The 25526-nt window shown below is 35.6% G+C and carries 17 protein-coding genes and 4 tRNA genes; 14 read left to right on the plus strand and 7 right to left on the minus strand.

Going from position 1 to position 25526, the window contains the following annotated elements; translation table 11 throughout:
- Positions 1–428: 428 nt before the first annotated feature.
- The 8 genes from ACFINK_RS02660 to mazG all read left to right on the plus strand — a co-directional run bounded on the left by ACFINK_RS02660 (position 429) and on the right by mazG (position 14132).
- Complete coding sequence (locus tag ACFINK_RS02660) at positions 429–4988, plus strand: hypothetical protein (protein ID WP_375638202.1); 4560 nt, start codon at positions 429–431, stop codon at positions 4986–4988.
- Between the two features lie 1004 nt (positions 4989–5992).
- Positions 5993–8311, plus strand: coding sequence for an NADP-dependent malic enzyme (locus ACFINK_RS02665; RefSeq protein WP_375611563.1), 2319 nt, complete (start codon positions 5993–5995; stop codon positions 8309–8311).
- A gap of 189 nt (positions 8312–8500) precedes the next feature.
- Positions 8501–8785: an acyl carrier protein gene (locus tag ACFINK_RS02670; RefSeq protein ID WP_005773457.1), complete on the plus strand. Its 285-nt coding sequence runs from the start codon at positions 8501–8503 to the stop codon at positions 8783–8785.
- A 10-nt stretch (positions 8786–8795) separates the two neighbouring features.
- Entirely contained in the window at positions 8796–9971 is a 1176-nt protein-coding gene (locus ACFINK_RS02675; RefSeq protein ID WP_375638203.1) for a beta-ketoacyl-ACP synthase, read from the plus strand.
- 15 nt (positions 9972–9986) lie between these two features.
- Positions 9987–11261, plus strand: a complete 1275-nt coding sequence (locus tag ACFINK_RS02680; RefSeq protein WP_375638204.1) for a beta-ketoacyl-ACP synthase — start codon at positions 9987–9989, stop codon at positions 11259–11261.
- A gap of 57 nt (positions 11262–11318) precedes the next feature.
- The gene (locus tag ACFINK_RS02685; RefSeq protein ID WP_375638205.1) at positions 11319–12347 is read left to right on the plus strand and encodes a zinc-binding dehydrogenase; all 1029 of its coding nucleotides are present in this window, start codon (positions 11319–11321) and stop codon (positions 12345–12347) included.
- A gap of 6 nt (positions 12348–12353) precedes the next feature.
- Complete coding sequence (locus tag ACFINK_RS02690; protein WP_375611589.1) at positions 12354–13283, plus strand: lipid A biosynthesis lauroyl acyltransferase; 930 nt, start codon at positions 12354–12356, stop codon at positions 13281–13283.
- Positions 13284–13316: 33 nt separating this feature from the next.
- Positions 13317–14132 carry a nucleoside triphosphate pyrophosphohydrolase gene (mazG, locus tag ACFINK_RS02695; RefSeq protein ID WP_375613073.1) on the plus strand — a complete coding sequence of 272 codons (816 nt, stop codon included), beginning with the start codon at positions 13317–13319 and terminating at the stop codon, positions 14130–14132.
- Positions 14133–14202: 70 nt separating this feature from the next.
- Here the strand turns inward: mazG and ACFINK_RS02700 are convergent, their stop codons facing one another.
- Positions 14203–14568 (minus strand): iron-sulfur cluster assembly accessory protein, encoded by a 366-nt coding sequence (locus ACFINK_RS02700; protein WP_375613074.1) that lies wholly within the window; start codon positions 14566–14568, stop codon positions 14203–14205.
- A gap of 604 nt (positions 14569–15172) precedes the next feature.
- On the opposite strand from ACFINK_RS02700, the gene ACFINK_RS02705 reads away from it, so the two are divergent.
- A tRNA-Pro gene (locus ACFINK_RS02705) sits at positions 15173–15249 on the plus strand.
- Positions 15250–15500: 251 nt separating this feature from the next.
- On the opposite strand, the gene ACFINK_RS02710 is transcribed toward ACFINK_RS02705, so the two are convergent.
- Positions 15501–15968: an Hsp20 family protein gene (locus tag ACFINK_RS02710; protein WP_375613075.1), complete on the minus strand. Its 468-nt coding sequence runs from the start codon at positions 15966–15968 to the stop codon at positions 15501–15503.
- 258 nt (positions 15969–16226) lie between these two features.
- On the opposite strand from ACFINK_RS02710, the gene ACFINK_RS02715 reads away from it, so the two are divergent.
- From ACFINK_RS02715 to ACFINK_RS02725, 3 genes are all read left to right on the plus strand, one after another.
- Positions 16227–17144, plus strand: a complete 918-nt coding sequence (locus tag ACFINK_RS02715) for a serine aminopeptidase domain-containing protein (RefSeq protein ID WP_375613076.1) — start codon at positions 16227–16229, stop codon at positions 17142–17144.
- 843 nt (positions 17145–17987) lie between these two features.
- Positions 17988–18350, plus strand: coding sequence for a cell cycle two-component system response regulator CpdR (gene cpdR / locus ACFINK_RS02720; protein WP_375613077.1), 363 nt, complete (start codon positions 17988–17990; stop codon positions 18348–18350).
- A gap of 97 nt (positions 18351–18447) precedes the next feature.
- Positions 18448–18522 (plus strand) — tRNA-Val (locus tag ACFINK_RS02725).
- Between the two features lie 1872 nt (positions 18523–20394).
- Here the strand turns inward: ACFINK_RS02725 and ACFINK_RS02730 are convergent.
- The 5 genes from ACFINK_RS02730 to ACFINK_RS02750 form a co-directional block, all read right to left on the minus strand.
- Positions 20395–20471 (minus strand) — tRNA-Arg (locus tag ACFINK_RS02730).
- A gap of 39 nt (positions 20472–20510) precedes the next feature.
- On the minus strand, positions 20511–20816 hold the full coding sequence (locus tag ACFINK_RS02735; RefSeq protein ID WP_375613078.1) for an ETC complex I subunit: 306 nt from the start codon (positions 20814–20816) through the stop codon (positions 20511–20513).
- 89 nt (positions 20817–20905) lie between these two features.
- A tRNA-Pro gene (locus ACFINK_RS02740) sits at positions 20906–20982 on the minus strand.
- Positions 20983–21691: 709 nt separating this feature from the next.
- Complete coding sequence (hdaA, locus tag ACFINK_RS02745) at positions 21692–22381, minus strand: DnaA regulatory inactivator HdaA (RefSeq protein ID WP_375638206.1); 690 nt, start codon at positions 22379–22381, stop codon at positions 21692–21694.
- Positions 22378–23589: an AI-2E family transporter gene (locus ACFINK_RS02750; RefSeq protein ID WP_375630182.1), complete on the minus strand. Its 1212-nt coding sequence runs from the start codon at positions 23587–23589 to the stop codon at positions 22378–22380. Before ACFINK_RS02750 ends, hdaA begins: the two co-directional genes overlap by 4 nt.
- Before the next feature lie 158 nt (positions 23590–23747).
- On the opposite strand from ACFINK_RS02750, the gene purM reads away from it, so the two are divergent.
- Both purM and purN read left to right on the plus strand, forming a co-directional pair.
- Complete coding sequence (purM, locus tag ACFINK_RS02755) at positions 23748–24857, plus strand: phosphoribosylformylglycinamidine cyclo-ligase (RefSeq protein WP_375638207.1); 1110 nt, start codon at positions 23748–23750, stop codon at positions 24855–24857.
- Entirely contained in the window at positions 24854–25465 is a 612-nt protein-coding gene (purN, locus tag ACFINK_RS02760) for a phosphoribosylglycinamide formyltransferase (RefSeq protein WP_375613082.1), read from the plus strand. The genes purM and purN overlap by 4 nt, the downstream gene beginning before the upstream one ends.
- Positions 25466–25526: the final 61 nt, after the last annotated feature.

Raw genomic sequence — 25526 nt, forward strand, 5'->3', positions numbered from 1 at the left:
TTTTATACATCCTAAGCTATTACAGACTATATGTGATGATAAATCTGCTTCGTTTAGAATCAATAAAAGTAAGCGGACAACAACATTTATTAACGATTGTCGATATTAAAGAGAGACATTCGCACCTTACTGTATATATAACCGCTATTAAATTGTCCTTATTTCAAAGACTGCCGGCTTATAAAGCTTTCTATAAACACAAGTTGTAAACAGTATTTTTGTTTTAGTTAGATTTAAATAATAAATTGTTTTTACTATATTTTATAACATTTTTAAACAGGGTACAAGAAACCGCGTTAACTTTATCTTGATAAGTTTTTAAAATTTTTCCCTAAGCATATTCCTTTCTAAATAATTAACAGCTAGTATGTAGAAATTATGTGGAAGAGAACGTATCCCTTTTCCGGCTGTAAGAGTACGAGGCGAGTATGGCACGCAGAACAAAATTGCAAACATTTGAAGTTGAAGTTGAAGAAGCCCTCACAAAAGCTATGAACTTTGATTTCGATGACACAGGATTTGAAACGATATCATCCAATAATTCTGAAAATGTTGTTAATGTCGATGATCTGATTCAAAAAATTGCAATGGCAGAAGAAGAATTTTTTGCTGAAAACGGTACGTCAACTTTTGTTTCTAATATTCATGATGAAGCTGTTGTTGATAAATCCGTTGTTGAACAGCTTTTTGCTCCAAAACCTTCACCTGATATTTCAGGTGGAACTGTTCATAATACATTATTGCCTACAAAACTTCTTCCTGCAAATGATGATATAACAACCCCTGTAAATTTTGGACCATTCAAGCAGCGTTCTTCCTCTCGAGTCTACTGGTATACAACAGCGCTTAGTGCTTTATGGGCAACGGGAGGAGCTTTTATTGCGCATAAACTCGCACCTACCGGACTCAGCTCCTTATCCAATATCAGCACTTTTGTTACATCCCCAACAGGACTTGCTGTAGCAGCCGGAACAGCAATTCCTATCCTTATATCTTGGGGCGTTGCTCAATTAACAAAACGTTCAAACGACTTGCATAATATTGCGCTTCTTATGACCAATGCTGCACAGCGCCTTAGTGAACCACAACATCTATCTGAAAAACAAGCTATTGCTATAGGGCAAACCATTCGTGAAGAAGTAGCGGCAATGAACGAAGGTATTGAACGTACCCTCGGACGTGCTGTTGAACTTGAAGCAATCATACAAGGTGAAGTTCACAATCTAGAACAAGCCTATGCTGAGAATGAATCACGCATTCACACATTAATCAAAGAATTGAGTAATGAACGCATAGCCATTTTGAATCACGCAGATCGCGTACAATCAACAATTAAAGGAACCCAAGAACAACTGAGTGATGAATTTGGTTTGGTTACCTCTAACATTGTGACCAATGTTGAAAAGCTTGCACAAACCCTTTCTCAAACTTTACAAAAACAAGGTGAAGACCTTGTTGAAAAACTTTCCTATGCCGGTGATGGCGTAACAAATCAACTTGTTGAAAAATTTAACAAAACAACAACACAAATTCAGCAGAAAAACACGGAATTTTTTCATGAATTAGGAAAAAACTTTGATGGTTTTGCAAAACGATTTGATTATAATGAAAAACAAATAGAAAAAACTTTTAATGAAACAGCTGAAAAAGCAGAAGTACATGTTGCTAAAATTGCAACACATATACAAGCAGTAACAGATCAAACTTTGCACGCTGTTGATGAAAAGTTTAAAGCCTTGGATAAAGCTCTTATTGATCGTAATAATCAATCTCTACAGAATTTTGATGAGAAGATCTTAAAGCTCGACGACCAAGCACATAAACTCTCTTCTAAATTTGATAACGTAACCTCGCAAGCAATTGGAGCCTTTGAACAACGTTTAGCAACTGTTGATCTTTCTCTTAAAGAACATAGTGATTCCATCATTGATTCCTTTATAGAACGCAGTCAGGCTTTAGAGGATAATGCTGAAAAACTTGGTAACTTCTTGGAAGCTCATGTCTTGAAAATAAATGAGAACCTCCAAGAAAAAACAGCAGACATTACCCATGCATTTACAAATGGACGTGAAGCTATTCTTTCTGCAATTGATAAAAGTAAGGAAAGTCTGAGAGAAGAAATTCAATATGTCGACAATGCCATTGTTGATATCATACAAGAACGTTCACAAGATTTTAAAGTACAACTTTCTGATCAACGAGCTCTTATGGCAGACATGCTCGATAACGAGAAAAATAAAATTGCGGATACATTAAGAAATCAAATTGATGTTTTGTCCCAAAATACTTCTCATATTGAAAAAGTTTTGGCTGATAATGTTCAAGTCGTTGATAAACAAGCTGAAAATCATATTACAAACATCATTCAATGCACTGAAAAGTTACAAGATGTCATTGTACAAAGTTGTAATACAACCCAAGATGCTTTAGAAGCACAAGCGAGAAATATTGATATCCGTGCCGATGCTCTGCGCGATTCTTTAGCGATTAATAGTTTTTCTCTCAATGAAGTTCTTGCCGATCAAGCACGCACACTTGAACAACGCATGGAAACAATCCATAATCTCATTGCAAAAAGTGATATACGTGTCGATGTTGCATTGAAACAACAAATAGATTTAGTTGAGAGTGCAATTGTCGCCAATAATAAAAACATTACTGAAACGGTTCAAGATCATATCAAAAACCTTGAAAGCCATGCCGAAATTTTAAAGAATACTCTCTCTCAATCGAGTGGTGTTTTCTTTGAAACCCTTGAAACACGTATGGAATCATTCGATACAGATCTAGAAGATCGTGCACACAAAATTTTTGAACGGACAACAACGCTAGAGGAAACATTATCTGAAAAATTTAGCCAAATCTGTGAAGCCATTGATATGCAAACATCTGTTATTGAGGAACGTTCTGACACATTAAAAACGTCTCTCATGATTAGTAATGAGCAAAGTCAGATAATTCAACAAGCGCTGGAAAGCAGTGTTGACAATATGCGTGTAACCTTAGAAGACTCTGTTAATACAGTGACAGATAACCTGCATAATAAGATTATAAAAGCTTCTGATATTCTTTCTTCTACGAGTGAACAAATTCTTTCATCTGTTACAAATGTTACTGCACAAGCAGAAAATATTCTCTTAGAATCAGGCAATCGCATTGTATCAAATGTCAAAAAAACTGTTTATGATACCAGTGAAAAAGTTCTGTCAGTTCTGTCTGAACAAACAGCGCATACTGTCGAAGCTTTCGCAACAGCCAGCCATAATGCACAAGCATTATTGAATGAAACTATTCACACATCAACAACAGCAATAGAACAAGTTCTTAATGAACGCTGTGATGTTCTTCATCACTCTATGCAAAATCTTAAAAATAATTTAGGATATCAGCTCTCTGATGTAACGAGCCGTCTGGAAGATGCTGGAAATCAAACAACAACACAAATTTCACAACATGTTGGAAAAATAACAGAGCTTACAAATCACTTAAATCAAGCAGCGCAAAATACGACAGAATCAATTGATTCTTTAACACAGCATATCGGTGAACAACTCTCTCTTTCCACACAAGATGCTGAACAAAGAATTTATGCACATAATGAATCTTTAGTGAATAGCTTAACCAAAGCTAACTCTGAAACACTTCAAACAATAACGATTATGAAGGAAGAGCTTGTTAATAATGTCTCATCCATCTTAACACAGTTGAATCAATCAATTTACAATTTTCACGAAAATAGTAATGTTTTATTATCGGCTGTTCAAAATATTGATGGGCAGTTTAATGAGAGTACGAATAATTTTTTCCGCAACACGGACCAAGTAGCAGAGCGTTTGTCAGCTTCAAATCAAGCGCTCAATACTAATGTTGAAATTCTGCAAGGACTTTCAAAGAGTACCTTTGAACAAATTAATCATATAACGAGCAGTTTTGGTGAACATGCAAAGACACTTTCCCAAACTATTCATGTTCTTGAACAGTCTGAAAATTCACTTAGTGCAACACTTGAAGAAAAACATAATACGCTTTCTGTATTAAGCGATGCTCTTGTTTCAAAGTCTCATGAAATTAATCAAATGATTGGGCATTATGAAAAAATCTTCAACTTAGCACTTGAACGCTCTGATAAGAATGCGCGTAACTCCACAAATTCATTCCAACAATCACTTAATAAGCTTGTTAGTGAAGCATCAACGCGTTTTTCAGAAGCAGCAGAAGATATACGTCGCTCCGCTGATGAAGTTCGTTTAGAGCTTTCAAAGATTAATAATGATATCAATGAAAATGTAAAAAAACTTCCAGAAAAAACAAAAGAAACAACGCAAACAATTCGCACAGCTTTGAATGAACAGATTACAGCGTTACAAGATTTAGTCAGTGTTATACAAAATGATCAAAAGAGCGCACAAAAACAGCTAATGTCAGCATTTCCTACATCATCAATGTTTAATCAAAAAAGTGACAGTTCCACTGAGTCTGTTAAAAAGATTGTGCCACCTAAGCCTATTTTGCAACAAGATCAAAGCAAAAAAAGACCAAATAAATGGGTATCAAATCTCTTAGAAAGAGCTTCACGTGAAGAAACATTTTATGATGCTCCCCCTAGTGATGATGTTTTAACATCAGTGCAAACAAAACCATCTCCTGCAAACTGCTCTCTTAATTCATTAGCTTCTGGTATAGTGCAAGCTATTAATCACAATGCCATTGTTGAGCTATGGGATCATTATCAACGTGGACAAAAAAACATCGTAACAGAACGCCTTTATACCTTAAATGGACAAAAAATATTTGAAATGATTAAGAAAAAATATATGAGCGATTTTGGGTTTAAACGTTCAGTGAATCAATATGTTACAGATTTCGAAAAGCTCTTACGTGATATATCGCGCAGTTCTGGCTCTTCCAACTCAGTTCGCAAGTACTTGATATCAGATACCGGAAAAGTTTATACTATGCTTGCTCATGCAAGTGGTCGAATCCAATAACAAATAAGAAAGTGGAAAAAGATATTTTTTCCACTTTCTCTCTCCAGTTGTTTTAATGGCTCATCATAGAATGCTTTTTTTTCAACTGTAGCTTTGTACTTCAAAGGTTGGGATAATTGGCATGCGGTTTTCTTTGATATCCTAAGCAATAACCCTAAAGAAGCGTAATGGCTTATCAAACAACGTATCATTCTAAGAATGATCAAGCATGTTTTCTATTTCCTTATCTTTTTCTTAACTCCTTTATTTTTCATAGTTTCATAAAGGTACAAAATCGGTAATAATTATTTTTATTAATTGTGAAAAAAATTCATGCTTTTGTATTAAAATAGCTCATAGAAACACTTCTATTTATTTTTTTTTAATGTTTTTTATCCACATATTACTCTCGTTTGAATTATGTAAGTAAATATTTTTTATTATATTAGATGAGTTTGAGCTAAAAGAATCTTATTGTATTCAAATTTCTCATTCAACATACGAGATGATTCATTATAAATTATAAAGTTTGCATTATTAAGAGTTCAATTGAATAATAAACAAAACAACTCCCATTTTTAAAGTTCCAATTTCCTTTTAAATAGCTGCAAAAATAATTTATAAATTGCAAATTGTTATTTAAAATTTCTTCTACCTCCCTATAGAAATTTAAATAAAGAAGATGAAGTTAATAGAAAACACTCTTCTTTTCTTTCCTTAAGTTGTAAGCATTGCAAAAAAAATAATGGCTTGGTAATGTAATTATTAGTAATATTTTATTCGTTTGTAGACTAATCAATTTTTACGCGTTTTATTAAGGAAAGAAAAAACTAATCGTGCTTCTATCAATGAAATTATTCATGCACACAAACAAAAAGAATCATCAAACTGGTTTTACGATCCAGAAGAGTTTTCTCATACTCATGCATTTTGATATTCAGAGAAATGAGGATCTATTAGTGGACAAAACCTTATCGTAGATGGAACATCTCATATACACATACGCTAACTTGGATATCATAAAAATGTCTAGAGAACGAAATAGTGATTTCAGTTCACCAAAAGCTGAACTTGACAGTGCCGCACTTTTTTATCACCAGTACCCTAAACCTGGAAAATTGGAAATACAAGCAACAAAACCTCTTGATAACCAACGTGATTTAGCTCTTGCTTATTCTCCAGGTGTTGCTGCACCATGTCTTGCAATTCATGAAGATCCTAATCTTGCTGCTCAATATACCTCCCGTTCTAATTTAGTCGCTGTTATATCCAATGGAACTGCTGTTCTTGGTTTAGGAAATATTGGCCCTCTTGCTTCAAAGCCAGTTATGGAAGGTAAAGCCGTTTTATTCAAAAAATTTGCGAATATTGATGTCTTTGATATTGAAATTGATGCATCCGATATAGAACAAATGGTACAAACGGTATCGACTTTAGAACCTACATTTGGTGGTATTAATCTTGAAGACATTAAGGCTCCTGAATGTTTTGACATCGAAGAAAAGCTTCGTGCTAAAATGAAAATTCCAGTTTTTCATGATGACCAACATGGAACTGCCATTATTGTTTCTGCGGCTGTATTAAATGCCTTAAATCTTTCAGGAAAAAAAATTGAAAATGCAAAAATAGTTACCTCAGGTGCAGGTGCTGCTGCCCTCGCTTGCCTTAATCTTTTGGTTCGTCTTGGGGCAAAAGTTGAAAATATTTGGCTTAGTGACTTAGAGGGAGTTGTTTATGAAGGTCGCAAGACCCTTATGGATCGTTGGAAAATCAATTACGCACAAAAAACGGACGCACGAACTTTATCTGATATTATTGATGATGCGGATATTTTTCTAGGCCTATCTGCAGGTGGTGTTTTAAAGCCTGAATATCTTAAAAGAATGGCTCAAAATCCACTCATTTTAGCACTGGCTAATCCAGTACCAGAAATTATGCCTGAAGAAGCACGCTCTATACGACCAGATGCAATGATCTGCACAGGACGCTCTGATTATCCCAATCAAGTTAATAATGTCCTTTGTTTTCCCTATATCTTCCGTGGTGCATTAGACGTAGGTGCTAGTGCAATTAATGAAGAAATGAAAATGGCCGCTGTTCATGCGATTGCTGCCCTTGCACGTGAAGAAACTTCAGATGTTGTAGCACGTGCATACTCAAAAGAACCACCCAATTTTGGACCAGACTATCTAATCCCCTCTCCTTTTGATCCGCGTTTAATACTGCGTATTGCCCCCGCTGTTGCTAAAGCAGCAATGACAACTGGTGTTGCCATTCGTCCCATTGAAGATATGGAGGCCTACTATGATATCCTCAATCGATTTGTCTTTCTTTCTGGTTTAACAATGAAACCTGTTTTTGCTGCAGCAAAAACAGCAAAACGTAAACGCGTCATCTATGCCAATGGTGAAGATGAACGCGTCCTTCGTGCGGCACAAGTTGTCATTGAAGAACAAACAGCAACGCCCCTCCTTATCGGCCGTCCACATGTCGTAGAAGCAAGATTAAAACGCTTTGGTTTAAGAATTCGTCCCGGTATAGATTTTGAATTAACAAACCCTGAAGATGATCCACGTTTTCGTGATTATGTTAATTTATTTTTTCATTATACAGGAAGGCGTGGTGTTACGCCTGAAATGGCAAAAACAGTAGTGAGAACATCAACAACGGCTATTGCTGCCCTTGCCGTTATGCGTGAAGAAGCAGATGCAATGATTTGCGGCTTAGAAGGACGCTTTGAACGTCAACTTGAATTGATTGAACAAATTATCGGTCTTGATCCTCATGTTCACCGTTTTTCTGCTATGAGTTTGCTTATCTCTCAACAACGTACTCTTTTCCTTACAGATACTTACGTCAATGAAAATCCTTCTGCAGAAGAAATCGCTGAAATGACTGTGTTGGCAGCTCAAGAAGTTGAAGCATTTGGAATAACACCAAAAGCAGCCTTATTATCACACTCAAACTTTGGTTCTAAAAACACAGAAAGTGCGCGTAAAATGCGACGTGCAACAGAAATTCTTGCCAAATTACACCCTGATTTAGAAGCAGATGGTGAAATGCATGCTGATGCTGCCCTTTCCAAAGTTTTTCGTGATCGTGTTTTTCCTAATTCTCGTCTTAAAAGTGAAGCTAATTTGCTTGTCTTTCCAACACTTGATTCAGCCAATATCACGCTCAACACTGTTAAAAGCCTCACAAATGCACTCCATGTTGGTCCTATTCTAATCGGGGCAGCACGTCCCGCCCATATCTTAACACCTTCAGTAACTTCCCGGGGAGTTGTTAATATAACAGCCCTTGCTGTCCTTGCTGCCAATAGAAAAAATAGTCTCGTAAAATAAATGCGTAATAAAATTTCAAAGTTTTTTAAATATTGAGATATAGTATTTCATGTACTGTAAACCTCTTTTCTCTATAGATAAAGACAGCTATATTCTGGATTAAGTCTTTTTTTTAAAGAGAAAAAAGGCTAGAAGAACAATATTAAATGTATTTTGAATTTACTAACTCTATAATAAGGAATCCGTACATTGCCTTCCACGTTTGATAAAGTTGCTGATATCATTGCAGAAATCAGTGAAATTGATCGCAATACAATTACACCTGAGAGTCATACAATTGACGATTTAGGAATCGACAGTCTTGATTTTCTTGATATTGTTTTCGCTATTGATAAAGCTTTTGGAATAAAAGTCCCTCTAGAACAATGGACACAAGAAGTCAACGAAGGTACCGTTGCAACAGAAGAATACTTTGTTCTTAAAAACCTTTGTGCAAAAATTGATGATCTCGTTGCCTTAAAACAGGCGGAGTAGTTTTTTCGCCATGCATGATCAATCTGTATTCATCACTGGTATAGGTCTCATAAGCTCTCTGGGGGAAGGAACTGATCAACATTGGAATCTCTTAAATGATCCAATCCGTACACCAAACCTAGATTATACAACTTTTTCACCTTACACGGTTCATAAATTGCCCGAAATTGATTGGAGTTTACAAATTCCTAAAAAAAGTGATCAACGGCAAATGGGAACATGGCAGCGTCTTGGTACCTATGCGGCTGGTCTTGCTCTTGATGATGCTGGCATGAAAAATAATGAACAACTCACTTCAACAATGGATATGATCGTAGCGGCAAGTGGGGGAGAACGTGATATTACTGTTGATACACAGATTCTTTCTAAAGCGCGCGCAGTTGCCGATCATGCTTCTATGTTAAATGTTGCTCTTTCAACTGAACTTCGTCCAACATTATTTTTGGCACAACTTTCAAACCTTTTGGCAGGAAACATTTCAATTGTTCATAAAGTCACTGGATCATCTCGTACATTTATGGGAGAAGAAGGCAGTGGTCTTTCTGCACTTCAAATTGCTGTAGCTCGTATTAAATCAGGTCAAAGTACCCATGCTCTTGTAGGAAGTTCCTATAATGCACAAAGTTATGATATGTTGTTGGCGCATGAGCTTGGTGGTCTTTTAACCCATAATGGATGGAGCCCAGTGTGGGGTCGTAAAGTTTACCCTGGCGGCGGTATTATAACCGGTTCTGGTGGTATTTTCTTCGTTCTTGAAAGTGGAGAACATGCGAAAAAACGTAACGCACGTGCTTATGCTGAAATTAGTCAAATTGTTACAGACCAAATAGATAGAACCAAAACTTCACTTAGAGATTCAATTGCAACAATGTTAAAAACTGCGGGCGCTAAATCTGCCTTAGCCATTTCAGCAGCCTCAGGAGCTCACGAAGCAACAAAAGCAGAACAAAATGCTCTTGATAATGCTGATCTATCTTACCGTGGCATTACAACATTATTTGGTTATATGCGGGAAGCACAATTTCCTCTAGCTCTAGCTCTTGCAGCACTTTCAATTGAAAAAAAACGCGGTTTTCCAGCGTTAAGTCCTCATGAAAAACCTTTTTCTAAAGAAGTACGTGAAATATTTGTTACAACGATTGGTATAAAAAGAGCTGAAGGTATTGTGCGTCTTACTGCTGTTTGAAGGGGAATTTCTATAGTGAAATATCATGATCATTTTGGGCGTCCACTTGTAGCAATAACTGGTGCAGGCATTGTCACATCACTGGGACAAGGGAAACATGAAAATTGGCAAAAATTAACAAGCGGTGTAAGTGGTATCCACAAAATAACACGTTTTCCCGTTGAGGGATTAAATACACATATTGCTGGAACAATTGATTTTCTTAAAGAAAGTACACTTGGTGCTTCAGCTCTCTCTGAGAAGCTTGCACATCTTTCTGCTGAAGAAGCTTTAGAACAAGCTGCTATTGATAAAAAAAACTTTAATGGACCACTCTTTCTAGCTGCTCCTCCTGTTGAACTTGAATGGAAAGCACGTTTTAGTCTTGATCAAGAGGAAGAATTCAATAATGAGCCTTCTTATGCACATCTTCTTAAAGTCTGTAAGGATAAACTCCATGAGACGCTTTTTGAATCCACACAATTTGGTGCAATTGCAGAAAAACTTCAAAAAACATTTGGCACAAAAGGACTTCCTGTTACACTTTCCACTGCCTGTGCATCTGGTGCAACAGCAATTCAATTAGGTGTTGAGTCTATTAGACGGAGAGAGACAAATAGAGCTCTCATAATTGCGACAGATGGATCAGTTTCAGCAGAATCTCTTATTCGTTTTTCGCTACTATCTGCTCTTTCAACTCAGAATGAGCCTCCAGAAAAAGCAGCAAAACCCTTTAGCCGTGATCGAGATGGTTTTGTTATGGCAGAAGGCTCAGGCGCTCTTGTTCTTGAATCTCTTCAAAGCGCATTAAACCGTAATGCTACAGTTTTAGGAATTTTAGCTGGCTGTGGAGAAACCGCCGATGACTTTCACCGTACACGTTCAAAACCCGATGCATCACCAGCAATTGAATCCGTTCGCAAAGCTTTAGACGATGCAAAAATAACCATCAATGAAATTGACTATATTAATGCCCACGGAACTTCAACACCTGAAAATGAGAAAATGGAATATCTTGCATTATCAACAGTATTCGGTGGTCTTTTAGAGCATATTCCTGTCTCTTCTAATAAATCAATGATTGGGCATACATTAACTGCTGCTGGTGCAATAGAAGCGGTTTTTTCGCTTTTAACCATTCAATCGGGAATACTTCCACCGACAATAAATTATGATAATCCTGACCCTACTATCCCTTTAGATGTTGTTCCTCATCATAGCCGTAAGTCCTGTGTCAATGCGGTTTTGTCAAACTCATTTGGATTTGGTGGTCAAAATATGAGTCTTGTTATCACTGCATATAAAGGATAATCCTTTAATAATAAAATTTTATAACGCTAACCAATAATATATTTAAGGGGGATGATAATGCGTGCACTGAAACTCTTCGATGATCGTCGGCTTGAAATCACCAATATTTCCCCGCCATCTTCACCTAGTATAGGTGAAGTAACTGTGCGGATAAAAGCCGTTGCTCTTAATCATATTGATGTATGGGGATGGCGTGGCATGGCTTTTGCGAAAAGAAAAATGCCACTCATCATTGGTGCAGAAGCCTCTGGTGAGGTTATACAAATAGGAGATGGCGTTGAACATCTCCAACTTGGACAGATTGTCTCAATTTATGGTGCACAAACCTGCGGAGTATGCCAAGCTTGTCATGAAGGACGGGATAATCTTTGCAGTAATGTAAAGGGAGTCTATGGTTTTCACCTTGATGGATTTGCGTGTGAGCTTGTCAATTTGCCAGCACGTTTATTAGTTCCATCACCTCCCCAATGTGATGAATTGCAAGCAGCAGTTGCTCCAATTACTTTTGGTACCGTAGAACATATGCTTTTCGATAACGCAAAACTACAAGCAGGAGAAACAATCCTGGTACAGGCTGGTGGCTCAGGTATTGGTTCTGCAGCCATTCAACTTGCAAAACACATGGGCTGTACAGTTATCACAACTGTAGGTTCAGATGAAAAAATTGCAAAAGCGCACTCTCTTGGGGCAGATCATGTGATTAATTATCGTAAAGATCGTTTTGAAGGTGTAGTGCGTAAATTAACCCAAAAAAAAGGTGTTGACGTTGTTTTTGAGCATGTTGGTGTCGATACATGGAACGGTTCTCTGTTATGTATGAAAAAAGGAGCACGCTTAGTGACTTGCGGTTCTACCTCTGGTGTTTCAGCACCAATAAATCTCATGCAATTATTCCAGCAACAGCTTAAAATATTCGGTTCATTTGGCTGCCGTATGGAAAATATGAAAAATGCCATGCAAAAAATGGCACAAAAAGCCATACACCCTGTCATTGATACAATTGTTGGGCTGGATGAAATTGATACAGCTTTAAAACGAATGGAGAGTCGTGATGTTTTTGGTAAAATTATCCTTAAAATCGATTAAATCATGATGAAGCTTTCTCTTAAAAATCTCATATATCGTATTAAAATTATAGCTAAAAAAATATCCTACTTGTTATGGGCATATCTACTCTTTGGTTCTTTATTTATTCTAAAATGTTTTCCAGCCAAAATGGGAATTTCTTTTTTTGCTTGGTTAGCAAAAAAAATTGGTCCCCTTGTACATCGTCATCAAATCACACTCGCAAACCTTAGGAGTGCATATCCAGAAAAAACAGAGCAAGAACTCCGTGCGATTGCAATAGAAATGTGGGAAAATATAGGACGTTTCCTAGCCGAATATATTTTTCTTGATAAAATTTTTGATTTTGATCCTCATGCAGACGAGCCAGGTTTCATTGAGGTTAAAGGCACTGAAATATTTGAGCGATTAAAAAATGAAAAAAAACCACATATTTTTTTCACCGCACATACTGGAAATTTTGAACTTCTGCCTATTTGTGCACAAAGTTTTGATCTTAATGTTACGGTATTATTTAGACCACCCAATAATCCCTATGTTGCCAAACGAATCCTTAAAGCACGACAAACTTCTATGGGACACCTTGTTCCCTCCAAGGCCGGAGCAGCATGGGCATTAGCAGCCAAATTAGAAGAAGGTGAAAATGTTGGTATGCTCGTTGATCAAAAATTTCGCCGCGGTATCATGGGAACATTTTTTAACAGACCTCTTAAAACAAACCCCTTAATTATAAAACTTGCTCGACAATATGACTGTGATATTTATCCAGCACGTTGTATTCGTTTGCCTAGTGGACGTCATCGTTTAGAGTTATATGAACATGTAGAACTTCCACGTGATGAAAAAAATGATATCGATATAGCTGCTTCTACGCAAAAATTAAATGATATTGTTGAATCTTGGGTCCGTGAATATCCTGGACAATGGATGTGGTTACATAGACGTTGGGACATCTAACATAAGCTCTATTGCTTACAAAGGAAGTGCAAAATGTTAGCCTCAAAAGATATCAAAGATCTCACTGCAATTATCACTGCATTACGAAACTCTGATAATGGTTGTATCTGGCATAAAAAACAAACTTTTGAATCCCTCATACCCTATATGCTCGAAGAAGTTTACGAAGTCATCGATGCCATTGAACGAAAGAATCGAAAGGATCTCTGTGAAGAACTTGGGGATCTTCTTTTACAAGTTGTCTATCATGCTACCATAGCACAAGAAGAAGGCAGCTTTACTTTTGAAGATGTTGTTTATGCAATCACGGAAAAAATGATTCGACGCCATCCTCATGTTTTTGGAAATGCCGAGCAAAAAAAACGAGGATTTATAAAAGAGGAGTGGGAATATATAAAAAAAAGAGAACAGGTTGAACAAAAAAGAATGTGCGAAGAAAAAAACAACAATTCCTCCATAAGCATACTCGCAACAGTAAAACAAATCCAGCCAGCAAACCAAGAGGCACTTGCTTTACAAGAAACAGCAGCTAAAGTAGGTTTTGATTGGCAAAAAAGTGATAAAGTTTTTGAAAAAATAGAAGAAGAACTGGAAGAGCTCAAAGAAGCCATCAAAAATAAACAAAACTCAGAGATAGAAGCAGAGTTTGGAGATCTCTACTTTATACTTCTTAATCTCGCGCGCCACTTAGCGATTGATTCACAAAAAGCATTAAAAAAAACGAATATAAAATTTCGAAATCGTTTCGCCTATATTGAAGAAAAGCTATCCACTCAATCTAAAACACTCACTGACGCATCCTTGAATGAAATGGAAGCACTTTGGAAGCAAGCTAAAAATGAACGATAAAAAATAGTAGATTTCTTCTACCTAAAAGAACAAGCCCCTCTAAAATTACTAAATTATAATTTAGCTCAGCTCAATTTGTTTTATATTGATCCTGCGTAGCAGGACGAAGTTCCACCGATTCGCCACACCCGCATGCTGAAACTTGATTAGGGTTTTTAAAGACAAAACCAGACTGAAGCGTTGTCACTTCATAATCCATCTGCGTCCCTAATAAAAATAATACCGCATCATGTGCTACAAAAACACGGGCACCATTCACTTCAACAACATCCGCATCTATCCCCTTTTCTTTGACAAGAGTAATTGTATACTCCATCCCTGCACAACCACCTTTTTTGATACCAACAAGAATACCCTGTGCATCTTTTGCATCCATAATCGCTTTAACACGATCCACTGCTGCTTGCGTCAAGTTTATTACCGAAAAACGGCTCATCCTTTACTCTTTTCTTAGTTCAATAGACACTTTGAAAGTTTTTCCTCTATAATATTTTATCTGATATTTTAGAAAAAAAACAACAAAACATAAATTAAAGCATTCTGATCTTGTTTATTTGGATAAAAATACATACCCGTAAAATGAGATTTGTGATTATACAATCCAGAACTTACAATTTTTTATCCATATAAAATGAAAATACCTCGTCTATAAAACTCTAAAAAACGAAAACTTTTCAAAACCATACATTCACTCCTCTTCTTTTGAAAATCTTTATCTTTTTAGAAAAGTAACGATTAGGTAAGAAAAAAATATACCTTCAGCACTCATTTGCTCCAATTCATACCTCTACACCAATCTTACCCCCTCCTCACAATCTCAAAAGTAATTAAATGCATACATCTATTAACTATAGAGCTAAAAATTTAATGATCACAAAGAATTTTACAAATTCGTTATTTATCTTGAATTAACAACAAAATATTGATGTCCAAAATTTTTACTTTCAAAAGCTCTAAGTGCAAGAGCATTTTAGATTTTATTCTGTTTATTTTTTCTCTTGCCTTTAAAGAAACAGTCATTTAATCGTTTTACACGAACTCGGAGCGTAGCGCAGCTTGGTAGCGCACTTGACTGGGGGTCAAGGGGTCGTGGGTTCAAATCCCGCCGCTCCGACCATTTTTAAAATGCTATAAATAAGCTTACTTAAAAAGTGAATCATTATGCATTTCAATTGCACACACATGAACTTTTTCTTCAACGTAGAATAATGTGCAATGATATTTTATCATAAATTCGAGATAAGCTTTTTTATTAAAATGCGCTTCGTTCTTAGGAAAACACATACGAAACGCGAGACCTTTTGCCTCGCGTTTTTTATTTTTCAGAAAAATTTATAATTATCCGATCTCATATTTTCTAAATTTTCTTTACACGATAACGTCGCTGTTATCATTTTTTGTAATGGATGGTGACATCTGTACGGTTATCTTTTTGGGTTTTAATTCAGCTGGCATTTCCCTTTTAAGCTGAATATGAAGAAGCCCATCTCCAAGTTCTGCCCCAATAACCTTAACATGATCAGCCAAATGAAAACGCCGTTCAAAAGCACGCGAAGCAATGCCTCGATAAAGGAATTCTCGCTCTTCATCATCATTTTTAGACTTTCTGTCTCCCTTAACGATCAGCTGGTTACAATGCGTTTCAATATCAATTTCATCTTGAGAAAAACCAGCAACCGCCATAGAAATTCTATAAGAATCTTCAGTTAAACGCTCGATATTATAAGGGGGATAAGAAGAAACTTCGTCTGGTTGTGTTCTAGAATCAAACCAGTTAAAAAGATGATCAAAACCTACTGTGGAACGATAAAATGGTGAAAAATCTACTTGACGCATAATATTGCCCTCCTCTAGAGCGACTATAATTTATAATTAATTCACAAAGTTCCCATATGGCAAACTTACTTGTGAACCTGCGGCCCCATCATGGCAACCGCATTATATTATCTAGTAATCGTTTTTCTTTATTTCAACTCTTTGGGACCTAAATTGATAAAAACTATCTAAAAAGCAATATACCCCTTTTTTAATCCTCTTTCTTCATTACATAAATGTCAAAGCACTAAGCGGCAAATACACTGTAAAGGATTTCAATTGGAAACACCTCTTTATCCCATAGACTGGGGTTCCACTTTTCTTAATATCCATCATGATACTCTTAAAATAGCAATAGATCACGAAATTCGTTTTGCTATAACATATCCTGAGGTGGAAAAATCTAAGGGAACAATTGTTATTCTCAAAAGCTACGCAAATACTTTAGAAAAATATTTTTTATTAATAAATGAAATTTCTAAACGCGGTTTTCATACAGCAATATTTGACTGCTTTGATCAAGAAAAAACATCCTTCAAGATAAGAAAACAAAGCCGACATCATTGTTTTGATATAAATAATGATATTAATGACTTATATAAATTTCTTAAAAGTATTGTTTATCCTAATTGTCCGCCGCCTTATTCTATGCTCGCCTATGGCATAGGTGGATTGATAGCACTTAGCGGATTAGATCTCATTAATCATCAGTTTAATAGATTGCTCTGTGTTTCTCCCCTTTTTGCTCCATTCGGCAATAAAACGAATAGTTTTCAACATAAATTAACACAATTTCTTTCTGATATAGGTCTTGGCTTTATACCAGTGAAAGATGGGAAAAAATTAAACAAGACAAAACAAAAAAATATACAATTGGGATACATAGATAAAGTGCCGCTCCCTTCCATTAAGCCCCCAACATCCCAATGGATGGCTTCAGTATTTAATGCGATTGATTCTATGAAGAGAAATGTACTTCATGGAGATTTACGAATCCCAACACTCTTTATTCTTGCCAATCAAAACAATATTGCAAACAACATTGAAGTGCGGCAATTATGCCAACACACACGTCTAACAGAAAGTATTACTATTACAGGCGCTAAACTGGATACAATTATGGTTAACGAAGATTATAAAAAGCAATTTTGGGCTGCATTCGATGCATTTATTCCCGATAATGTATCTGTAAAATAGCACTAAACCTTAATTTCCGCTCCGCCCCATCAAAAAAGAATTTTTCTACGAGCATTGGATCTACAAAAACTTTTAAATATAATAGATTTTTCTTTCCAACCACTCATATGATTCGTTTTCTAGCCTCTACAGACAAGCCATGACCTAAATATTCACCATGCATTCTAATAAAAAAACTAATATACAAAGTATATCATTACATTAAACAATATTATTTTACATCATAAAAAATAACTTAATAAAAAACTATTTATATAAATAAAAATAATAAATCTATCTTAATATAACATGATACATATTTATAAATAAAGCATCAAAATACTATTTTTGATCTGTTATTAAGTGATAATTTAATATTATATCTAGGAAAACAATATTTTTCATCTATTTAAGGAAAAAAACTGGAAATAAAGCGCATTTATAATATTTATTACAAATCTCTATAAAAACAAATAACTATAAAATTTCTATTTCTTAGGAGAACTTTTTAAAAACAATAAATTAACATAATATTCTTTTAATTTCTCGATATAGGAAGTCCCTACAATAATGGTTTTCATAAGTTTTTTAATGGAATTCTGATAATAATCAGCAAATTTAAAAGAAAAGATAGCAATGAATCATCTTAGAAGTTTTAGAGCCCCCCTTCTTTTTTCAAAATCACATATATTTCGAATTTAACCAACTCACAACGAATATGCTGTATTCTGAATAAGAATGTAAGAATTAACCATTTTGCCATTCATTTCAATTATGAGCATTTTACCATCTTTTTTCTAAATACTCTATATTGTATAATTGATGCGGCAAAACTCTGACAAATGGAGCCATTGGAACATAATCATGAAACGAATCCTGCTCGCAGAAGATGATAACGATATGCGTCGCTTTCTCGTAAAAGCCCTAGAACGTGCAGGCTACGAAGTCGCCGATTTCGATAATGGTATTAGCGCATATGAACGTTTACAAGAAGAGCCATTTTCCCTTCTCCTGACTGATATTGTGATGCCAGAGATGGACGGAATCGAACTCGCACGACGTGCTACTGAGATTGACCCTGATTTACGAGTAATGTTCATTACGGGTTTTGCAGCAGTAGCACTCAATTCAAATAGTGATACCCCTCCTGATGCAAAGGTTCTCTCTAAGCCATTTCACTTACGTGAACTCGTCAATGAGGTTGAAAAAATCCTTATTGCTGCTTAAAAAGTATTTTTTAAAGTTATTTGCATCTGTTGAAAGAGAAAATGAAATTAGGCATTGACGTTTGGCATTCTATATGGTGTATGCAACATCAATGAATGGGCGTGTAGCTCAGCGGGAGAGCACTACGTTGACATCGTAGGGGTCACAGGTTCAATCCCTGTCACGCCCACCATTCAACTTTATAGTATAAATAAATTATCGAATTATCGTATTCTTCCAAGGTACGGGATGCGTAAATAAAGATTCGGAAATAAGATTTTGCAATATGCCTCTACAAAGGGCATACTTTACGGAGTGTTTCTAATATTTTTTACGTTCTGATAGCGCCTCTTAGGGGAAGCCATCTAAAAGTATCACAAACGTAATAACAGCCTCATTTTGCAACAGATTAGAAGTTTGATTTTAAAATTCTTTCCACAAGCATAGGCTTCCGTTCTAAAAAATATTGTTTGTTTCCTGATCTATCCCCTGTTTTTCTTAATTCTTTCATGTCTATTGGTATACAACTTGTTGTCCAAACAGTTAGATATAACCACAGTCACTTCGATAGATATAAAACACTTAACCTTAGAGCTGTATTTTGAGTTTACCAATTACAGATTATAATAAAATATTAAAAAGAGTAAAAAACACGATAAAAGCAAATTTTTTCATTCTAAAAATACATTTGATTTATAATCATGTTTTATTGTTTGCCATGTTGAATGAGAAATCCGAATATCGCAATGTTTTCTCATTTCAAACCTATTTATATTGAATTAAACAAAGCCGTCTCTCTTACACGTCATAAGAGGAATTAGTATTAAGTAAAAATTGTATAAAAAAGCACAAAAATGCCGATAACTACCTCAAGTGCTAAGATCTATCGCAACATCGGGGGCTGGAAAATAGGCAAAGTGTATGATAATGTCAGTTTGTTTCTTCATAAATGTAAATATGATGGAGCTCAATGGATTTATCATTATACCATTTATGAGCGCCAGCGTGAAGTGAGCTTTAAGAGATATCTCTTAAAACAAAGCCTGTAAAATGGCATTCTCCTCACACTGTATTCTTATTGAAATAATGATCACCTTGAACCGTATGAGTTTAGATCTTCAGAGCTCATCTGCATAACATTTTAATGTGATTGTTATCCAATATTAAAATACTTTTCACATGATGTATAAACTATAAAGAAATAAGAAAAAACATTTGAAAATGTAAATATGAAATCTAAAAATTTAACTCTAAGATACAATCTATCTTCATTCATATAAATATACAGTATACATTCTTAAACCTATAAGACTAAGAAAACCTAAACATTGATGAAACCTATAACCCTACCTGAGAAACAGTGACAATCATGTTAAATCAAATTGTCCGCAAGTGTCTCTCATTGAAAAAACAATATCTTATCTGGACGGCACATATAACATCTTTTTATACGAAAAAACTATAAAGAAGTAATTCGTTATGAATCACAGCTTCCAAGACAAGAAGATATTTTCCACCTCTTGTGCCATCTGTAAATTCTCATCATAAACAGATATCGTTTTTATTCTTCAATGTTTCATAAACTGTTCTAAATCGAATCCATCATGCCTTGTATCTAATCAAAATCGATCTTACCAAAGATCATGCTAAAAAACGTAATAATATTATTCATAAAAAATAAAAAAATCACAATAGATGTTTTTTGGCAATTTCACCAGCACTAGCCGCAATGCTTAAATCTAATCTAAGAAATAAAATATTCATTTTCAGAAAGATGAAAAGAAGCTCATAAAAAAGAGTTTTTGTAATCTGTTTCCTAAAGCATGTGATATAGTAGCAACACGCGGCAAGAATATGCAATGCTAAAGTTTCAGCAATCAAAAGCAATTTTTACTGAAAAAAGAGAAAACAGCATCATTTTATACTAAAACAGTCAACAGAAAACGTTTAGCAACAAAATCAACCAAAAAACATCAAAAAGGTTCGGGAGTTTACAGAAAAATAAGCTAATAGAATAAAAGGAAAACTCTCTAACTTTTTATAGCCTATTAATATCATTTAAACATGGTGATCCCGACAGGATTCGAACCTGTGACCCACGGCTTAGAAGGCCGTTGCTCTATCCAGCTGAGCTACGGGACCCAACTGATTATTTTCTCAATTCAAAATAGCATCTTTAATTCAATGTGTCCAAGAATGCTGCCGATCACTGCGAAAATTATCAGAATAAGAAATAGCACGTCGAATCGACGTATGTTTCTTTTCTACACGGTAAGAGATAGCATTCTTACGCGCAAAAGCAATCGCTTCTTCCTTCCTATTAAATCGGATTCTTACCTGATTATTCATATCAGACGTTGCCGTGTACCCCATAAGAGGTTCAAGCATTTTCGCTTTCACCGGCTCATACTCTAGAATCCAAAAACCTGTATTCGCCTTACCTGACTGCATAGCTGTCTTAGCAGGACTATAAATACGTGCGATCATGCCTTTTTCCTTCAGATTACACAACGCTTGAATGATAGTTTCTCACCACACGTACCCAATTGGGTCATTCTCACATACTCAATCAAATATGGTCGGAGCGATAGGATTCGAACCTACGACCCCCTGATCCCAAATCAGGTGCGCTACCAGGCTGCGCTACGCTCCGCCATTTACATTTACTTGATGCACATTTCCTAAAATTTTCACAACAGAAGTGCAAGAGAAAAACACACTTTTTTTTAATTTTGTTGCATTTCTTTACAAAAAAGCACATTTTTAAATTTTTTTCCCTACTCAATAACAGATTTATTAACAAGTAGTAGAAAATAACCTCCGTAGAAAATCCAATCTATATTAAAAAAGAATGAATTTCTCTATAAGGACTTCATAATTTTTGTCCTTTTTTAAGCAAGCTCTCACTGTATCAAAATGCATTCCACAGATACAATTTTAGAAAAAAACGACTTAAATATCATAGAAAAACTTTTCCAAAGAGCACATAAGCCAAAAAATTCAGCTGTATTAAGCTTTTTCCTCTCTTTTTCTATCTTCCCAAGGACTCTTTTATTAAAAATTCTAGAATCTTCTACAATCCAAATCCATAAACAACAAACATTTTTTCAAAGCACAAAGATTTCATTATAAATAAAATAAAGCGCTCTTTTTAGAAAAATTTTCAAATGCGAAGATGGAAAGAATTCAACATCATACAATAAAATCTCAAAGCTATTTAAAATAAACACATGACAAAAGTAAAAAATATTATTTTTTACTCTTATATAGATATCCAAAAAGAAGAAAATTTAAATGACTTGTCTTCCACATATTGAAACGATAATAGAAGGACAGAATAATTAAGCCATGATAAGGAGTATTTACGGATTTCTTCTATTTAAAACTTCAGCAATAACAGCACGTGTTATTTTTCTTTTTCTTTGTAATGCCAACTGATCAACAGAATCAATAACACGCTTCAATGAAAATAAAGAACGTTCACAACGACTTACAAGATAATAAACCGTATCTGGATGTACAATAAGTTGCCTATCTGAAAAAAGCTTAAATGCAACAGCTGTTAACAATGCATCATCAGGCTGATTAATTTCAACGAACATTACCGAATTAAGACGACTTTTTAGATCATTTAACATTAAATTCCAAGCGGAAGGAAGTGTTCGTGCCGTCATCAATAAAGTAGCTTGTCGTGCATCAAGATTTGCTTGCTTAATACTGTTAATTAAATGAAAAAGTTCTGTCTCATTGATTTCACCTGCATCAATATCCTCTATTAAAAATGATCTGCCTAAAGAAGCCATAGTAATAGCCTGATCAATTTCATTGTGCTGAATCCTGAAAGCATCTGCTTTTTGGAGCCATATATTAGAAAAGTGCGTTTTTCCAGAGCCTTCTTTACCAACCAAAACTGCAATAGGTAAGCTCCAATTGGGCCAGTGATCAATAAGCTGAAAAGCCATACGATTGCTTTCCGTTACCACTAAATCCTCAAATTGAAAAATCGGATCATAAGGAAAATTTAAAGATAATTGCGTTTCACGCCCATTCATTTTAGCGGCTCCGAATTTCCGCTTCTCGAATACATCTGAGAACTCAGATAAGTATGAAGAGCAAAACGAACTAAAACGCCAACAGCCGCTGCCGCAGGAACAGCAACAAGCATACCAGTAAAACCAAAGAGTGAAGAAAAAGCAAAAAGTGAAAACATCAACCATACGGGATGTAATCCCACTGATGAACCTACAAGCTTGGGTTGAAGGATATAACCTTCAATAAACTGACCAATTAAAAAAAGTGCCATCACAACGATGATTCCCCCCCAATTATTGGGATAAAACTGGACCCATGCAATACCAACAGAAAGGACCAAGCCACTCATTGTGCCGATATAAGGAACAAAGCTAATAAGACCAATAAACATACCAATCAAAAGACTAAAATTGAGTCCTGCAATCGTTAAACCAATAGCATAATAGCCTCCCAATATGAGACAAACTGTTCCTTGTCCACGAACAAAGCCTGCAATAGCTCTATCCATTTCATGAAAAATACTACGAACAGTTTCAAGATGATCACGCGGTATTAACGAATCGATTGCTGTTACCATACGTGGCCAATCTAATAACATATAAAATGCCACCACAGGTGCCACAACAAATAGGCTAACGATATTAACGATTGATTTTCCTGACTTTAAAAGTGAATTCAAAAGAGACGTAATAAAATCCGAACCTTCTCCCAAAAATCCTTTAATATTATTCCGTAATTCATTTGGATCACTTCCAAAATAGCGCCTTAACCAATCAAAATCATGCTCAACAAAAAAGGTTTGAATACGATTAATGTAAACAGGTAAACCATCACTCATAAATTGCTGTATTTGCCAACTAATAACAGGAATCAAAATAATTAAAGCAGCAACAAAGGTAATAACAATAAATAGGGTGATAAGGACAGTCCCAAACACACGACGAATACCAAATTTTTCAAGTAATTGAACAATGGGATTGAGAAAATAAGCCAACACAATCCCTGCCACAAAAGGAAGCAAAATTGATCCAAAAACAAACATAAAAAGAATGAAAAAAATCAGCGTACCAAGCCAAAAAAAGATTTGTCTTTTCATATTATTCGGCAAAGGTAATTGAGTATACGCTGGCACATAAGTCTTATAACGATCACGAGATGTATTCTCACTCACTTTCTTTCTCATAAGCTGCCAAGAGGACTGTCCGTGATTATCTGATATCTTGCTCATAAAATATCCTAAAAAATTCTTCACAAAAAATTATAAACAACTTCAAAATAAGGTACAAGAAAAGTTGCTTATTTTCTTATCAATATCTCTTGCAGAGAGAACTCTATCATGGCATTGCATAATATCAAAACCTGATTTTCCATTAAAGGAAGGCTCCAATGAGCAATCAAGATCTTACAAATAATAAATCCAAGGCTGGGGATAAATCCAAAGCTGGTCTTACCTACGCAAAAGCCGGTGTAAACATCGATATGGGTAATGCCATGGTAGAAAAAATTAAACCCTTTATACGCGCAACAAAACGAGCCGGAACAGATGCAGAAATTGGCGGTTTTGGTGGACTTTTTGATTTAAAAGCAGCAGGCTTTACGGATCCTATCCTAGTAGCAGCCAATGATGGTGTGGGAACAAAATTAAAAATTGCCATTGAAGTAGGTCACCATAACACTGTAGGTATTGATCTTGTAGCTATGTGTGTCAATGATTTACTCGTACAAGGGGCTGAACCTCTCTTTTTTCTGGATTATTTTGCAACTGGAAAGCTTGACCCTGAACAAGGAACTGCGATTGTTTCCGGTATTGCAGAAGGATGTAAACAAGCCGGTGCTGCCCTTATTGGAGGAGAAACTGCAGAAATGCCAGGAATGTATGCAGAGGGAGATTATGATCTAGCTGGTTTTGCTGTTGGAGCATGCGAACGTAGCAAGCTACTCCCTTCAAAAGATTTGACAGAAGGTGATATTATATTAGGTCTAAGCGCCTCTGGAATTCATTCCAATGGCTTTTCGCTTGTTCGACGAATCATCCAGCAAAATTATCTCAAATGGAATGACCCTGCCCCTTTTTCCCCCGAAAGCAGCCTTGGTATAGCACTTCTTACACCAACACGCATTTATGTAAAATCGCTTCTTCCCATCATGCGAAAATATGAAGGGATTAAAGCTCTTGCTCATATTACGGGTGGAGGTTTTCCTGAAAATATTCCACGTGTCCTTCCATCCTCTCTCTGCGCTGAAATTAATCTTTCTAGCATCAATGTTCCAGCAGTATTTTCATGGATTGCCAAACAAGGTAAAATAGAAGAAACAGAAATGTTAAGAACATTTAATTGTGGTATTGGCATGATCATTATCGTAGCACAGCATGCAGCTGAAACAATTACACAAGCTCTTGAAAGAAAAGGAGAGACTGTAACTCCCCTTGGCATTTTAACAAAATGCCAAGATCAAAATAAAGGAATACTTTATAAAGGGGTACTGCATTTATGAAAAAACAAATCGTCGTTTTCATTTCTGGTAATGGATCCAATATGGTCGCCCTTGCTCAAGCTAGCCAACAAACGGCATATCCTGCTGAAATCGTCGCGGTTATTTGCGATAATCCGCGTGCCAACGGTATTGAAAAAGCGCAAAACCATAACTTACCTATTCATATTGTTGATCGTAAAATTTACAAAACAAAAGAAGAGCATGAAGAAAATATTTTTACAATTTTAAATCAATATAAACCGGATTTTCTCTGCTTTGCAGGGTATATGCGCCTTATCTCACCACGTTTTGTAAAACTTTATGAAGGACGAATTCTAAATATTCATCCTTCTCTTTTGCCTTCATTTAAAGGCTTAAACACACATGAAAAAGCTTTACAAGCAGGTGTAAAAATCACGGGTTGCACTGTTCACCTTGTTACAGAAGACATGGATGCAGGAAAAATCCTTGCCCAAGCAGCCGTTCCAGTCTATCCCCATGATACTGCTGAGTGCTTAGCACAAAGAGTTCTTAAAGCAGAGCATAAACTCTATCCCGAAGCCTTAAAAGCATTTATTGAAGGGAAGAGCAAAATGGTCGATACGCAACAACAGCTTTTATCTTTTTGAGTGTATCAACAATCTATTAATCAGCATATTTCAATGCTTTACACATAGTTTTTGCTCAGTA

The sequence above is a fragment of the Bartonella sp. AA16NXGY genome (assembly GCF_042197325.1).
Lineage (GTDB): Bacteria > Pseudomonadota > Alphaproteobacteria > Rhizobiales > Rhizobiaceae > Bartonella.